We start from the raw sequence: 12,888 nt of genomic DNA, 5'->3' as shown, positions 1-12,888 counted from the left end.
CGGTCGTGGAGTGACTCACAACCAGCCTGGCAAAGAGGGCCAGGAGCGAAATCGGCGCCGAACTTGCTTCTGGTAGCAAGATCACCGGGGATACAGGGGTTTCGGAAGCAGCGGACACGCATCCGCCCGGGTTGAGGACAGCCCGCGGGGCGCCCAACCGACTGCGGTGAGGCCCGCCATCGCCCCCGCGCACCCCACGTCGGAGAAGCCCGGGTTCGACCGCGCATAACCGCAGTGGCCTCTGAGTAGTCGCGCGATAGGGACCTGAACAGGGGTTCCCCGCCGAGGAAGTCCATCGTGAAGGCGCATCCGGGGCCAAGGTACCGGCTCCGATGACGAGTACTCAGGGTGCCTGGTGATGGAAAACCACACCTTTATCGATCAGGTGCCGGCGCGAGCACGCCTGAACAGCCGGGGTGCCGCGAACGGGGTCTCCCTGGTCGAAGCCCAGCGGAACTACCGGGACTTCGGCGCTGATGAAGAGCGCCATCTGGTGTTTGTCAGGCCGCCGAACTCCGATGAGCCGCTTGATCCGGAGTGGCGTCCGATCGATCTCGCGCGCGGCTCCTTCGAGGACTGGGAGGCGGCGGACCGCCTCCCATGGCCCGAGGATCGTTCCGTGCTCTGCTGGTGGCTTCCCACGTTCTGGCGCCGCGGTTAGGGCTGGTTCAGTCGGCTTCGAAGCGGCGGTGCCACCAGGGGTGGTCGAGGTCGGCGAAGGGGTTGGGGAGGGTACGGCGGAGGTAGAGCTCGTCGAGGGGGGCCAGGTGGCGGTGCAGTTCGCTGTGGGCTCGCTTGGGGAGCTTCCGCAGGACGAACTCGAGGAGGTCGCGGGCGTGGCGCACGTCGTCGAGGTCGCAGCCGGGACAGAGGCAGGCCGCGTTGGCTGGGAAAAGCGCCCCATAACCGCCGGTCCTCACGAACCGCTCGTACTTGTCCAGGGCTATGGCGGTGAAGCCGACGGAGTGGGCGGCGTTGCGGGAGCGCCGCTCGATCAGGTGGATGGCGTGGCAGGTCCCGGAGGAGATCCCTCGGATGTGGGACCGGGAGGACTTGGTCGGGGGCTGTTCCGCGCGTAGGGCGCCGGGGCTTCTACGCGGCATCTCCCTTGTGAGTGGTCATGTCGACATGGTGCCAGGTGTTCCGGGCGAAGGCCAGGGAGGCTGCCTCTGTGGCTCGTTCCGTGCTCTGGGCCCCACGAAGACCGTCGACGGGTCGCTTCCAGGGCGCGGTACGGGTCCCGGATTCGGGAACGGACTTCGCGTCCGGGAGGCGGGATCCGTTGCGAATTCGGGGAGTTCGCGCTCCGGCTCCGTGCAGGTGGGGAGGATTTGCTCCCGGCCAGACCCCATATACGGCTGACGGCGGTGGTTTGGGCCGCTCTGACGCAGGTATGCCCCGGAGTCACCGCTTCGATACACCCAGCCCGGCGGTACATTCACGAGAGTTCGAGGTGAGGACGATCAGAAGAGCTCCTTGGAGACAGAAGGTCCTGTGGGTCATCCTCGGGATCGTCTTCACGGCCGGTGCCCTGGCGGTGCTGGTCCCCTACTTCGGAGGGACGTGGGTCGTCTACTTCTTCGTGCTCGCGCCCTTCGTCGTGAGCGGCGCCTATGTTCTGGCCAGTCACGGCGGCCGTGAATCAGGCGGGCCCGATCGCGACGGGTAGGCCCTTTCGACGCGGTCGGGGCCGTCCGCGATTGCGGACGGCCCCGGCCGGTGAGACGAACCCCTAGTTGTCTTCGTCGGCGTGCTTGGGGAGCACCACCACGGGGATCTTGGAGCGGTGCAGGACCCCCTGGCTGACGGAGCCGAGGAGCAACCCCCGGACCGTGCCCCGGCCCCGGGATCCCACGACGACGGCGTCGGCGCTCGCGGAGGCCTCCAGGAGGGCGTCGACCGGGTTGGACCGGGTCCGCACCACGGTGACATCGATGTCGACGTCGTCGCGCTGCTCGTCCATGACGTCGGCGATCAGTTCGGCGACCAGTTCCTCGGAGTGCTTGTCGAAGACGTTGTCCTGGGGCAGGTAGCCCGCGGCGGTCATCGCGACGGGGTCGTACGGGTAGACCACTTCCCAGCTGTTGACCACGACGAGTTCGGCGTCGGCCTCGGCCGCGAGGCTGACGGCCAGGCCCAGGGCCCGGCGGGCGGTCGTGGAGTCGTCGACGCCGACGACGATCCGGTCCAGCTTGGTGGTCGCGGGCTTGCCCTCGTCGTCGGAGGGGACCACCACGACGGGGCACGGGGCCTGAGCCGCCACACGCACGCTCACGGAGCCGACGAACATCGACGCGACGGTGCCCAGACCGCGGGTGCCCAGGACGATGAGGTCGCCCGGGTGGGCCTGCCGGATCAGTGCCAGCGGAGCCTCTTCGAGGGCGGTCAGCGAATCGACCTCAAGGGTCGGCTGGGACTTCTGGACCTGGGCGACGGCGTTGGTGAGCACGACGGTGGCCTGGTCCGAGATCTCGTCGGTGGGTCCGAAGCGGGTCGGTCCGCCGTAGGCCGAAACGATCAGCGGCATGCCGAGCGCGTGCACGATGTGCAGTGGGACCCCACGGCGTACGGCCTCGGCTGCGGCCCATTCGAGTGCCGCATGCGAGTGGTCCGAACCGTCCGCACCCACGATGACCTTGGCCTGCCGGTCCTGGCTGCTTGCCATTCTTCCCCCTTTGGGACGTGATCCAGCGCTGCCCACCATCATCACCAAGTAGAGCAGGATCATGCGGGAACGGCGCGGGGAAAGCGACCCCCGTAACAGGGACCTTCGCCTCTGGGCAGTCAGTCGGTCTCGTCGGAGTGCGGCGGGAGTACAGCGACGGGGCCGCGGGCGTGGTGCAGGACCCCCTGGCTGGTGGAACCCATGACCAGGCCCCGGACGCCACCGCGGCCGCGGGAGCCGACGACGATGAGGTCGGCGTCCTCCCCGGCTTTGAGCAGGGCCTCCACCGGGTCGGCCTGCATGCGGACGGCGCTGATGTCCAGGTCCTGGGTCCGGTCGTCGATCACCTCGGCCAGTACCCCGGCGACGACTTCTTCGGACTGGCGGTCGAAGACCTCCTCGTGCAGCGACTGGGCGTCGGCCGCGAGGGAGGCCTCGTCCTCGGGCAGCGGCACCTCCCAGCTGTTGACCACCATGACCTCCGAACCCGTGGCCAGCGCGTGGTTCAGGGCGAAGCGCAGGGCCCGGCGGGAGGAGTCCGAGCCGTCCACGCCCACGACCACTTTCCCCCGGTGCCGGTCCCGGTCGTCCGATTCGGGAACGACCACCACCGGGCAGGGCGCGTGTGAGGAGGTCCGTACGCTCACCGAACCGAGCATGATGGCGCGTATAGCGCCCAGACCGCGGGAGCCGACCACGATCACATCCCCGCGCCGGGCCTCGTTGAGCAGGACCGCCGGTGCGTCCTCCGGGGCCAGTACCGTGGCCACGTCCAGATCCGGCCGAGCGCCGCGCGCGTAGGCGGAGCTCTCGGTGAGGACGGTGTGACCGGCCTCCCGGGCCGCCTCGCCTGCCTTGTACCGCTCCGACTGGGAGTCAGAGAAGGTTCCCATCACCATCGGCACACCGAGGCCGTGCACGATCCGGAGTTGTTCCCGGCGCCGGGCAGCGGCCTCCGTGGCCCAGATCAGTGCCGCGTGGGCGGTGGGTGAGCCGTCCACCCCCACGATGACCGCGGGCGGGCGTTCCTGTGCGTTCATGTCCACCTCTTCCCCTCTCTTCCATTGTCGGGATCGAGTCGTGAGAAACCAGAGCGGGGAGGCCCGCGCGTTTTGGGATCTCCCTCTCTCCGGAGCGCCGCCCCACCCGTTCCCCGAACCCGATCCGGCTGTCGAGGCTAGCGGGCGAAGGCCTCGCCCACGCTCGCGGCCAGTTGCAGGTAGGCGTCCTTGGTGGCGGGCGCGAGCTGGTCCAGGTCCACTTCGGCACCCTCCTCCAGGTGGCCGTCCCAGGGGACCCGCACGACGGAGCGGCAGCGTCCGGCGAAGTGCTCCTCCAACCGGTTGAGATCGACGCTGCTCTTGGCGTTGGAGCGGACCATGGACAGCACCACGACAGCGCCGCGGACCAGGTCGACGTGGCCGTGGGCCTCCAGCCAGTCGAGGGTGGCGCTGGCGCTGCGCGCCCCGTCCACGGAGGCCGAGCTGACCAGCACCACCTGGTTGGCCAGGCCGAGCACCCCGCGCATGGCGTCGTGCAGGAGTCCGGTGCCGCAGTCGGTGAGGCAGATGGAGTAGAAGTGCTCGACGATCCGGGCCACCTCGCGGTAGTCGGCGTCGCTGAAGGCCTCCGAGACCGCCGGGTCGCGGTCGGAGGCGAGGATCTCCAGGCGGCTGGGCGACTGGGAGGTGAAGCCGCGGATGTCGGCGTAGCGGGACACCAGGTGGCGTTCGTTGAGCAGGTCCCGGATGGTCGCCGCGGTCTCCAGGCGCACCTTGTCCGAAAGGGTCCCGCGGTCGGGGTTGGCGTCAACCGCCAGGACCCGGTCGCCGCGCAGGGAGGCCAGGGTGGCGCCCAGCGCGACCGTGGTGGTGGTCTTGCCGACCCCGCCCTTGAGGCTCAGGACCGCCACCCGGTGGTGGCCGGAGGCGACCGGGGTGCAGGCTCGGGCGACGAGCTCGCGTTGGCGCAGTACGCGCGCGGACTCGCCCGGGTTGATCAGGCCGAGGCTGGCGGTGTGCACGGCCTTGCGCCACCCGGTGCTGGGGCCCTGGCGGCGGTTGCGGACCAGGGTGGCGGCGTTGAGGGAGTCGGAGGTCTCGCCCTGGTCCGCGCCATTACGGGTGGCGGGCGCGGGGGAGGACGTGGGCGCGGGCGGCCGCCCCGGAGCGCCGGTCCCGGCCCAGGGTGAGGGCGCCGATCCGGGGTCGCGCGGCCCGGTCAGGGATCGCGGCGGGTCCGGACGTTCGGGGAGCGGTTCGGTCCGCTGCACCGCGTTCCCGCCGCTGGGGGTGCCCCAGGGGTTGGGCGTGCCCAGGCTCTCCGTGCCCGTGGCCTCGGTACCGACGGACCCGGTACCGACCGACTCAGCTTCGGTGGGCCCGGCGCCGGCGGATGGGCCGCTCGAGGGCCCGGTGTCTTCGGTGCCCCACGGTGCCAGGGGTGCGTTTCGGGGAGGGGCGCCCGGCCCCAGGCGCTCGGTGCGCTCGGCCTCCAGCGGGGGCAGCTGTTCGGGTTCGGGGACGTCGGAGTCGCCGCGCAGCTTGCGCGGGCCCAGCGGGTCCTGTCCCAGACGTTGGGGGCGCTGCGGGCGGCGTTCCTCCTGCCAGGGCCCCGAGGGCCGGGGACGGTTCCGGCTGCCCGGCATCAGGCGGACTGTGCTACTGCGCATCTCCTCCGGGTCGTCGGCGTCGTCAGCCGAGTCGTCCGACGGCTCGTCAAAGGTGGCCTCGTCGTCCTCGGTGCGGTCCGCGGCCTCCTCCGGGGCCGGTGCCCGGAAGGGGGTCCCCCGCGGCGGGGGCGGGGTGTCCTCCGGGATCTGGGCGTAGGGCGGCGGTGGTGGTGGCGCACCCTCGAACCCGCCGAACCACTGTTCCCTGGGCGAGGGGGCGGGTGCGGGTTCGGGTTCGGACGTGGATGCGGCCGTGGACGGGCCCTGGGTGACCTCGGTCGCCGACTCGCCGAACTCCGCCGAGTCGTCCGTCCGGCGCCGGATCGACTCCGTGCGCTCGTGCGACTCCGATTCGGCGCCTGACCCGTTCTGTTCGTGCTGTGCCACCGGGGCTACTCCTGCGTCAAGGGGGCGTGCTGTGGAGGTCGGGCCCTTTCGGGGTGTCGGGGTGGGCCCTCGGGGTTCTCTTACCCGCACAGACCCAGCAAAGCATCCCTTCATGGGCGCTGAACAGTGTTCCCCCACTCCCGTCCCCTCCAGAGGCTGGGTACTGTCGGCCCCATGCACGCGATCCGAATCACCGAACCGGGCGGACCCGAGGTCCTGTCCTGGTCCGAGGTCCCCGACCCCGTCCTCCAGGAGGGCGAGGTCCTGGTGGACGTGGCAGCCACCGCGGTCAACCGGGCTGACGTGGCCCAACGCCTGGGCAACTACCCGCCGCCGTCCGGCGCCTCCGAATATCCGGGCCTGGAGTGCTCGGGCACTATCACCGAACTCGGCCCCGGAGCCGAGGGTTCCGGCTGGTCCGTGGGGGACCCGGTCTGCGCCCTGCTGACCGGCGGCGGGTACGCCGAGAAAGTCGCCGTCCCGGTCGGCCAGCTCCTGCCGATTCCAAAGGGGGTGGACCTGGTCGAGGCGGCCGCGCTGCCCGAGGTGGCCTGCACGGTGTGGTCGAACCTGGTGATGGTCGGCGGCCTGCGCTCCGGGCAGACCGTCCTGGTCCACGGCGGCGGCAGCGGGATCGGCACGTTCGCCGTCCAGTTCGCCCGCGCCCTGGGCGCGCGGGTGGCGGTGACCGCGGGCAGCGACGAGAAGCTGGGGCGCTGCCGCGAGCTGGGCGCCGAGATCACGGTGAACTACCGGACCGAGGACTTCACCGAGCGTCTGCGGGCCGAGGGCGGCGCCGACCTGATCCTCGACATCATGGGCGGTTCGTACCTGGATGCGAACCTGCGTTCGCTGACCACGAACGGCCGTCTGGTGATCATCGGGCTGATGGGCGGGCGGCGATCCGAGATCGACCTGGGCCGCATGCTGGCCAAACGCCTCTCCGTCCAGGCGACCACACTGCGCTCCCGGCCCGGGGCCGAGAAGGCGGCCATCGTCTCGGGAGTACTGGAGCAGGTTTGGCCGTTGGTAGAGGGAGGAGCCATCCGCCCCGTCGTCGACCGCACCCTGCCCCTGCGGGACGCGGCGGAGGCGCACCGTGTCATGGAGTCGAGCGCGCACACCGGCAAGATCCTTCTCACCCGTTGACCGCGTGCCGTACACAGCCGAACTAGGGGATCGATGAGCAACGCAGACAGCCAGAAGGAACCACAGGTCCTGGTGGTGGGGACCGAGGACAACCACGGGGCCGGGGCCGAGGACGGCTCAGGGGAGCCGCGCTCGCTCGCGGACATGGTGGAGCAGCCCGCCAAGGTGATGCGGATCGGCAGCATGATCCGCCAGCTGCTGGACGAGGTGAAGGCGGCCCCGCTGGACGAGGCCAGCCGCGCCCGGCTGAAGGAGATCCACACCTCCTCGATCAAGGAACTGGAGGACGGGCTCGCCCCCGAGCTCATCGAGGAGCTGGACCGGCTGACCCTGCCCTTCGCCGAGGGTTCCGCGCCCAGCGACGCCGAGCTGCGCATCGCCCAGGCCCAGCTGGTGGGCTGGCTGGAAGGGCTCTTCCACGGCATCCAGACCACGCTGTTCGCCCAGCAGATGGCGGCCCGCGCCCAGCTGGAGAACATGCGCAAGGCGCTTCCCCCGGGGATGTCCGGGCTCCAGGCCCAGGGCCCCGGCGCCGACGGCCCGGGACAGGATGAGCAGCCGCACATGGGTTCGGGCCCGTACCTGTAGGCCCCTACAAGGAATCCGAAGCCTGTCGTAGACGCGAGCGGAGCCCGACCCCCACCGGGGACGGGCTCCGCTCGTGCGTTTCGGACTACTGCTGTGCCTACTTCTTGGCCTTGGGCGCCTGGACCGGTTCGAGGACGTCCTTGCCCAGGTAGGGCCGCAGGGCCTCGGGGACGACGACCGAGCCGTCCTCCCGCTGGTGGTTCTCCAGGATCGCGACGATCCACCGCGTCGTGGCGAGCGTGCCGTTCAGGGTGGCGGCGAAGCGGGGCTTGCCGTCCTCGTCCCGGTAGCGCACGTTGAGGCGGCGGGCCTGGAACTCGGTGCAGTTCGAGGTGGAGGTGAGCTCGCGGTAGGTCTCCTGGGTGGGGACCCACGCCTCGCAGTCGTACTTGCGGGCCGCGCTGGTGCCGAGGTCACCGCCGGCGATGTCCACCACGCGGTAGGGCAGTTCGAGCTTGTCCAGCATCTCCCGCTCCCAGGCCAGGAGCCGCTGGTGCTCCTCGTGCGCCTGCTCCGGAGTGGTGTAGACGAACATCTCCACCTTGTTGAACTGGTGAACGCGGATGATGCCGCGGGTGTCCTTGCCGTAGGAGCCGGCCTCGCGGCGGAAGCAGGACGACCAGCCGACGTAGCGGTTGGGCAGCGCGTCGGCGGGCAGGATCTCGCCGCCGTGGTACCCGGCCAGCGCCACCTCGGAGGTGCCCACGAGGTAGAGGTCGTCGGCGGGCAGGTTGTAGACCTCGTCGGAGTGCTCGCCGAGGAACCCGGTGCCCTCCATCGTCTCGGGTTTGACCAGGACCGGCGGGATCATCGCGGTGAAACCGGCCTCGATGGCCTGGTTCATCGCCATGTTGAGCAGGGCCAGCTCCAACTGGGCGCCCACGCCCTTGAGGAAGTAGAACCGCGCGCCGGAGACCTTGGCGCCGCGCTCCATGTCGATGGCGCCGAGCATCTCGCCCAGCTCCAGGTGGTCGCGCGGGGTGAAGTCGAACTCGCGGGGCTCACCCGCGGTCTCCAGCACCACGAAGTCGTCCACACCGCCGGAGGGAGCGCCCTCCTCGACGAGGTTGGGTACCCGCTTCAGGACGGCGTCGAGCTCGTCACCGAGCCGTCCGGCCTCGGCCTCGGCCTCCTTGACCTCGGCGGAGAGCGCCTTGGCCCGGGTGAGGAGCTCCTCGCGCTCCTCGGGAGAGGCCTTGGAGACGGACTTGCCCACGCTCTTCTGCTCGGCGCGCAGTGTCTCGAACCGGGTCAGCGCGGAGCGGCGACTGGCGTCCAGTTCGAGCAGCTTGTCGGCCACAGCGGGGTCCTCACCGCGGGCCCGCTGCGATGCACGGAGTTGTTCGGGGTCTTCTCGAAGAGCGCGAAGGTCGATCACGTCTTGCAGGTTACCGCCCGCCCCGGCCCGGGCCCACATCTTTTGCCGACAGTCACGTCATGAAACGTCCCGCGCCCCGTATCCCCTTCGAAGGGCCGACCGGGGAGTGAGGGCTTCCGGCGGCACACCGACCATGGGGAGTAGTCGTGAAACCGCTGGGTGAGATGACCACGGAGGAACTCGCCGAAGCGCTGGAGGCGCTCGACGACGCGCGCCCGGAGGACACCGCGCTGCGGCTGGCGCTGTACCTGGAGCTGCGCCGCGCCGCCGCGGAGGAGTGGCTCTTCGAAGAGGAGCAGACCGAAGCCGAGGCCCCCGCGGACGCCTGAGGGCCCGACGTTCGATTGCCTGTCAGTCCATTGTCTCTCTCAGCCCACCGTGCCTCTCAGTCCATGGCGCCGGCGCGGATGCGGGCGAGCCAGAGCTCGGCCTCGGCGAAGTCCGCGTCGGTGGTGGAGCGCGGGCGCATCTGCGGGGTGATCTCGGTGGCGCGGCCGCCGCGCGGATAGCTGCCCAGGAAGCGCACGTCCCGGCAGACACGGCGGATGCCCATGAGCGCCTCGCCCACGCGGGCCTCGGCGACGTGGCCCTCGGCGTCGATGCAGAAGCAGTAGCTGCCCAGGCCGTCGCCGGTGGGGCGGGACTCCAGGCGGGTGAGGTTGACCCCGCGGACGGCGAACTGGTTGAGCACCTCGATGAGCGCACCGGGGTGGTCATCGGCGATGAAGGCGACCAGGGAGGTGCGGTCGGCGCCGGTGGGTTCGGGAAGCGTTCCGGCGCGGGAGAGGTAGATGAAGCGGGTGGCCGCGTCGGAGCGGTCGCCCACGCCGGAGGCCAGGGCGTGCAGCCCGTAGCGCTCACCCGCGATGACCGCGCAGATGGCGGCGTCGTAGGGTGCGCCCGGCTCCGAGACGGCGCGTGCGGCGGCGGCCGTGGAGGAAACGGTGTGGGTGTCCGCGTCCGGGATGTTGCGCGCGAGCCAGCCGCGGCACTGGGCGAGGGCGTGAGGGTGGGTGGCCACCCGCTTGACGTCCTCGAGCACGGTGCCGGGCCGGGCGAACAGCGCGAACTCGACCGGGACCGCGGTCTCACCGGTGATGAGCAGGGGTTCGCCCTTGATGAGTTCGGCGATGGTGGTGGTGACGCCGCCCTCGACCGAGTTCTCCAGCGGGACGACCCCGCCGTCCACGACACCGGCGCGGACCGCGTCGAAGACAGCCACCACCCCGTCGCACGGGACGCGGGACCGGTCGTCGGCGTCGGGACGCAGGTCGCGGAGGGCGGCTTCGGTGAAGGTGCCCTCGGGGCCGAGGTAGGCGTAACGGTTGGGCATGCTGTTCAGGCTATACGGCCGGGGCAGCCGGGGGCGGTCAGTTCTCGGGGCGGGGTTTCGGTGCCCGGGGTCCGCTGTCCACGCTGACCGGTTCCTCGGCCGGTTGGCTGTCCCGATCACCGTCCGCTGCCCTGACCCGCTCCTCGGCCGATGCGCTGTCCGGTTCACCTTCGGCGCCCTCCGGTCCCTGGACCACCGTGACCAGCGCTTCCGAATCCGTATCCGGGGCGGGGTCGGAGGTCGCGGCGCGGGCCGGTTCCGGGGCGGCGGGTTCGGGCATCCCGAAGCCGATGCCGTTGCCCAGGCGGGCCGAGCGGATCACCCGGTACTCCTCGGGGCTGAGCAGGTGGTCGGCCTCGCCCCGGGTGACGGCCTTGGCGTAGGTACGGGTCTCGGTGCGCCCGTTGATGGAGGTGACGACCACCCCGTCACCGTGGGCGTTGAGCATGGCCAGGGAGAAGGAGCGGGCGCCCGACATCTCCTCCAGGGCGTCGTAGTGCAGCACGGCCACGTCGCGGACGGCCCGGGGGTCGGCCCCCGAGGAGTTGACCGCGAGGGCGCGCTGGGCCAGGGCACGGTACTCCCCCTGGACCTCGCGGGTCCGGTACAGCGCGTACACGCCGAGGGCGAGCCCGCCCAGCCCGATGAGCAGAGCGATGGAAGCCATGATCGTAGTGAACACAGCGCGAGCGTATCGCTACACATCGCACCCATGGGGTCGCTCTTAGCGATTTTTGCGAGTAATGTGCCCGATTTTTCTGGTCAATTCATGACCAGTACCGCGAGTCCGTCCCGCCACTCCCTGCCAGGCCCGGCTCAAGACCGGCCGCAGCTCCCGCGCGGCCAGGGCCCGCGCCACGTCCGTGAACTGGTGCGCCCGGTGCAGCTGGGCCCGCAGGTCCGTGCCGGTCGCGCGGTGCTCCAGGGGGACCTCGACCTCCACCACCCGCATGCCCCCGCGCAGGACGTCGATGGTCAGCCCGGTCTCCACCCCGAACCCGGGGGCGAGCGGACGGGCCTCCTCGAAGGCCTCCCGGGTCAGACAGCGCTGGCCGTTCAGCGGCTGCTCGGGTTCCCAACCGGTCGTCCTGCGTACACCCTCCCGGGCCAGGCGGACCACGAAGCCGTGCCCGCCCAGACGCATCCGGGTGGCCGGGAACAGCGCGACGGTCATGTCCGCCACGCCCTCCAGCACCGGCTCGACCAGAGGTGCCGCGTCCTTGGCGGTCACCCCGAGGTCGGCGTCGAGGAAGAGCAGGTGGCGCGGGGCGCGGGCGACACCCTCGGCCGCCTCGATCCGGCGCACGCCGTCGGCGCCGGACTCCATGGCCGCGCCCTTGCCCCGGTTACGGCCGTGCTTGAGCACCCTGGCCCCGGCTTCCAGGGCCAGGGCCGTCGTCCGGTCGGTGGAACCGTCGTCGACCACCACGACCAGGTCGACCCCGGGCAGTGTGCGCGCCGCGGTGACGGTGGTGCCAATCCGTTCGGCCTCGTTCTTGGCGGCGATGACCACGGCGACCCCGGCACTGCCCGGGTCCCGCGGCGCCGGCCGCGCTCGTGCCACCGGCGCTACTGCGCGGTGCCGGTCCCCGCGGCCACCGGCAACGCGTCGAGGTCGGGGTGAATCACGAAAACCTCGTCCAGGCCGGTGACCTGGAGGACCTTCATGACCGCCGGTTTGGGCGCCACGAGTTCCAGGTCGCCGCCGCGGTCGCGGGAACGCTTCATCGCGGAGAGCAGGACGCTGATGCCGGTCGAGTCACAGAACTCCGCCCTGGACATATCGATGACCAGCCGCCGTGTCCCTGCCTCCAGGGACTCGACGAGCTCGTTGCGCAACTGGGGTGCCGTGTACAGATCGATCTCACCGCCAACGGTTACCACTGCGACGTCATCTTGAGATCGGCTTGATATCTTCAACTCCACAGACGTGACTGTAGCGGCCAAGGCCAGGCCGGGCCACCTCGTTGGCGGCGTTTCCCCACATCGGTCACGTTCCTCCGCCCAGTATCCCAGGGCGTGAGACGGGGGTCCGGTGCAAAGGCGGCGAAGGGGTACAGCGGCGCTGCTCAGCGGCGACTCAGAGCGGACCGCTCCAGGCGGGTTCGCCCCGCTCGATCCGCAGCTCGAGCTCGACCATGTCGGCCGCGTCCGCATCCAACGCACCCGTGTCCACCGCGTCCGCGTGCACTGTGTCCGCGTCGTTCGGGTCGAGGCCGCCGTGCTCCTCGGTGGTGACCTCCAGGACCGCCCACACCGTGGTGGTGGTCGCGTCCATCTCGGTGCCCCAGCGGCCCGCCAGCATCTGCACGATGCTCAGCCCGCGGCCGCCCAGGCCGGACAGGGAGGGCCGCGACACCCGCGGCATGGTGCTGGAACCGCCGTCGCGCACCGAGATCTCCAGCCAGCTGTCGGCCGGGTCCGCGCCGGGGGCGACCTCCACCCGCCAGGACACACCCACGGTGTGGTCGGGCAGGGGGCTCGCGTGTCTGAGGGCGTTGCTGACCAGTTCACTGAGGATGAGGGCGGCGTCATCGACCCGGTCGGCGCACACGTCCAGGGCGCGCAGGTCGGTACACAGCCCTTGTCGGGCGAGGGTGACGCTTTCCGGGGCATAGGGAAGAACGACGCTTCGCTCGACCTTCAGAGGGTTCCGGAGGTCCCCGTTGTCGCGTGCGGCGTTGTCTCCTGACACAGCTTTCGTCCCTGCGAGTTCG

The 12,888-nt window shown here is 70.8% G+C and carries 15 protein-coding genes; 5 read left to right on the top strand and 10 right to left on the bottom strand.

Annotated elements, in window-relative coordinates; genetic code table 11:
* The first annotated feature begins 358 nt into the window (after positions 1–358).
* Positions 359–661: a CPCC family cysteine-rich protein gene (locus D457_RS33725; protein ID WP_017584243.1), complete on the top strand. Its 303-nt coding sequence runs from the start codon at positions 359–361 to the stop codon at positions 659–661.
* Positions 662–668: 7 nt separating this feature from the next.
* Here the strand turns inward: D457_RS33725 and D457_RS0129375 are convergent, their stop codons facing one another.
* Complete coding sequence (locus tag D457_RS0129375; protein WP_017584242.1) at positions 669–1,103, bottom strand: hypothetical protein; 435 nt, start codon at positions 1,101–1,103, stop codon at positions 669–671.
* 350 nt (positions 1,104–1,453) lie between these two features.
* Here D457_RS0129375 and D457_RS0129370 point away from each other — a divergent pair, with 350 nt between their 5' ends.
* Positions 1,454–1,669: a hypothetical protein gene (locus tag D457_RS0129370; RefSeq protein WP_017584241.1), complete on the top strand. Its 216-nt coding sequence runs from the start codon at positions 1,454–1,456 to the stop codon at positions 1,667–1,669.
* Between the two features lie 63 nt (positions 1,670–1,732).
* Here the strand turns inward: D457_RS0129370 and D457_RS0129365 are convergent, their stop codons facing one another.
* The 3 genes from D457_RS0129365 to D457_RS35185 all read right to left on the bottom strand — a co-directional run bounded on the left by D457_RS0129365 (position 1,733) and on the right by D457_RS35185 (position 5,723).
* Positions 1,733–2,665: a universal stress protein gene (locus D457_RS0129365; protein ID WP_017584240.1), complete on the bottom strand. Its 933-nt coding sequence runs from the start codon at positions 2,663–2,665 to the stop codon at positions 1,733–1,735.
* 119 nt (positions 2,666–2,784) lie between these two features.
* The gene (locus D457_RS0129360) at positions 2,785–3,705 is read right to left on the bottom strand and encodes a universal stress protein (protein ID WP_017584239.1); all 921 of its coding nucleotides are present in this window, start codon (positions 3,703–3,705) and stop codon (positions 2,785–2,787) included.
* Between the two features lie 137 nt (positions 3,706–3,842).
* Complete coding sequence (locus D457_RS35185; RefSeq protein WP_017584238.1) at positions 3,843–5,723, bottom strand: MinD/ParA family ATP-binding protein; 1,881 nt, start codon at positions 5,721–5,723, stop codon at positions 3,843–3,845.
* A 174-nt stretch (positions 5,724–5,897) separates the two neighbouring features.
* Between D457_RS35185 and D457_RS0129350 the strand changes: the two genes are divergently transcribed.
* Together D457_RS0129350 and D457_RS0129345 are read left to right on the top strand one after the other, a co-directional pair.
* Complete coding sequence (locus D457_RS0129350) at positions 5,898–6,872, top strand: NAD(P)H-quinone oxidoreductase (RefSeq protein ID WP_017584237.1); 975 nt, start codon at positions 5,898–5,900, stop codon at positions 6,870–6,872.
* Between the two features lie 33 nt (positions 6,873–6,905).
* Positions 6,906–7,460: a bacterial proteasome activator family protein gene (locus tag D457_RS0129345; RefSeq protein WP_017584236.1), complete on the top strand. Its 555-nt coding sequence runs from the start codon at positions 6,906–6,908 to the stop codon at positions 7,458–7,460.
* Positions 7,461–7,557: 97 nt separating this feature from the next.
* On the opposite strand, the gene serS is transcribed toward D457_RS0129345, so the two are convergent.
* A complete protein-coding gene (serS, locus tag D457_RS0129340; protein ID WP_026117155.1) occupies positions 7,558–8,838 on the bottom strand; it encodes a serine--tRNA ligase in 1,281 nt (426 codons plus the stop codon).
* Between the two features lie 146 nt (positions 8,839–8,984).
* Here serS and D457_RS0129335 point away from each other — a divergent pair, with 146 nt between their 5' ends.
* The gene (locus tag D457_RS0129335; RefSeq protein WP_017584234.1) at positions 8,985–9,167 is read left to right on the top strand and encodes a hypothetical protein; all 183 of its coding nucleotides are present in this window, start codon (positions 8,985–8,987) and stop codon (positions 9,165–9,167) included.
* 56 nt (positions 9,168–9,223) lie between these two features.
* Here D457_RS0129335 and pheA read toward each other — a convergent pair whose 3' ends face one another.
* The 5 genes from pheA to D457_RS0129310 all read right to left on the bottom strand — a co-directional run bounded on the left by pheA (position 9,224) and on the right by D457_RS0129310 (position 12,866).
* The gene (gene pheA / locus D457_RS0129330; protein ID WP_017584233.1) at positions 9,224–10,171 is read right to left on the bottom strand and encodes a prephenate dehydratase; all 948 of its coding nucleotides are present in this window, start codon (positions 10,169–10,171) and stop codon (positions 9,224–9,226) included.
* Positions 10,172–10,208: 37 nt separating this feature from the next.
* Positions 10,209–10,853 carry a DUF4446 family protein gene (locus D457_RS0129325; RefSeq protein WP_017584232.1) on the bottom strand — a complete coding sequence of 215 codons (645 nt, stop codon included), beginning with the start codon at positions 10,851–10,853 and terminating at the stop codon, positions 10,209–10,211.
* A gap of 42 nt (positions 10,854–10,895) precedes the next feature.
* Entirely contained in the window at positions 10,896–11,684 is a 789-nt protein-coding gene (locus D457_RS0129320; protein ID WP_017584231.1) for a glycosyltransferase, read from the bottom strand.
* Positions 11,685–11,740: 56 nt separating this feature from the next.
* Complete coding sequence (locus D457_RS0129315) at positions 11,741–12,097, bottom strand: STAS domain-containing protein (RefSeq protein ID WP_193374554.1); 357 nt, start codon at positions 12,095–12,097, stop codon at positions 11,741–11,743.
* Positions 12,098–12,251: 154 nt separating this feature from the next.
* Positions 12,252–12,866 carry an ATP-binding protein gene (locus D457_RS0129310; RefSeq protein WP_017584229.1) on the bottom strand — a complete coding sequence of 205 codons (615 nt, stop codon included), beginning with the start codon at positions 12,864–12,866 and terminating at the stop codon, positions 12,252–12,254.
* Between the last annotated feature and the right edge of the window lie 22 nt (positions 12,867–12,888).

Source organism: Nocardiopsis valliformis DSM 45023 (genome assembly GCF_000340985.1).
Classification (GTDB): Bacteria; Actinomycetota; Actinomycetes; order Streptosporangiales; family Streptosporangiaceae; genus Nocardiopsis; species Nocardiopsis exhalans.
Note: the sequence above shows the minus strand (reverse complement) of the source record. Positions and strands in the feature narration are given on the sequence as shown.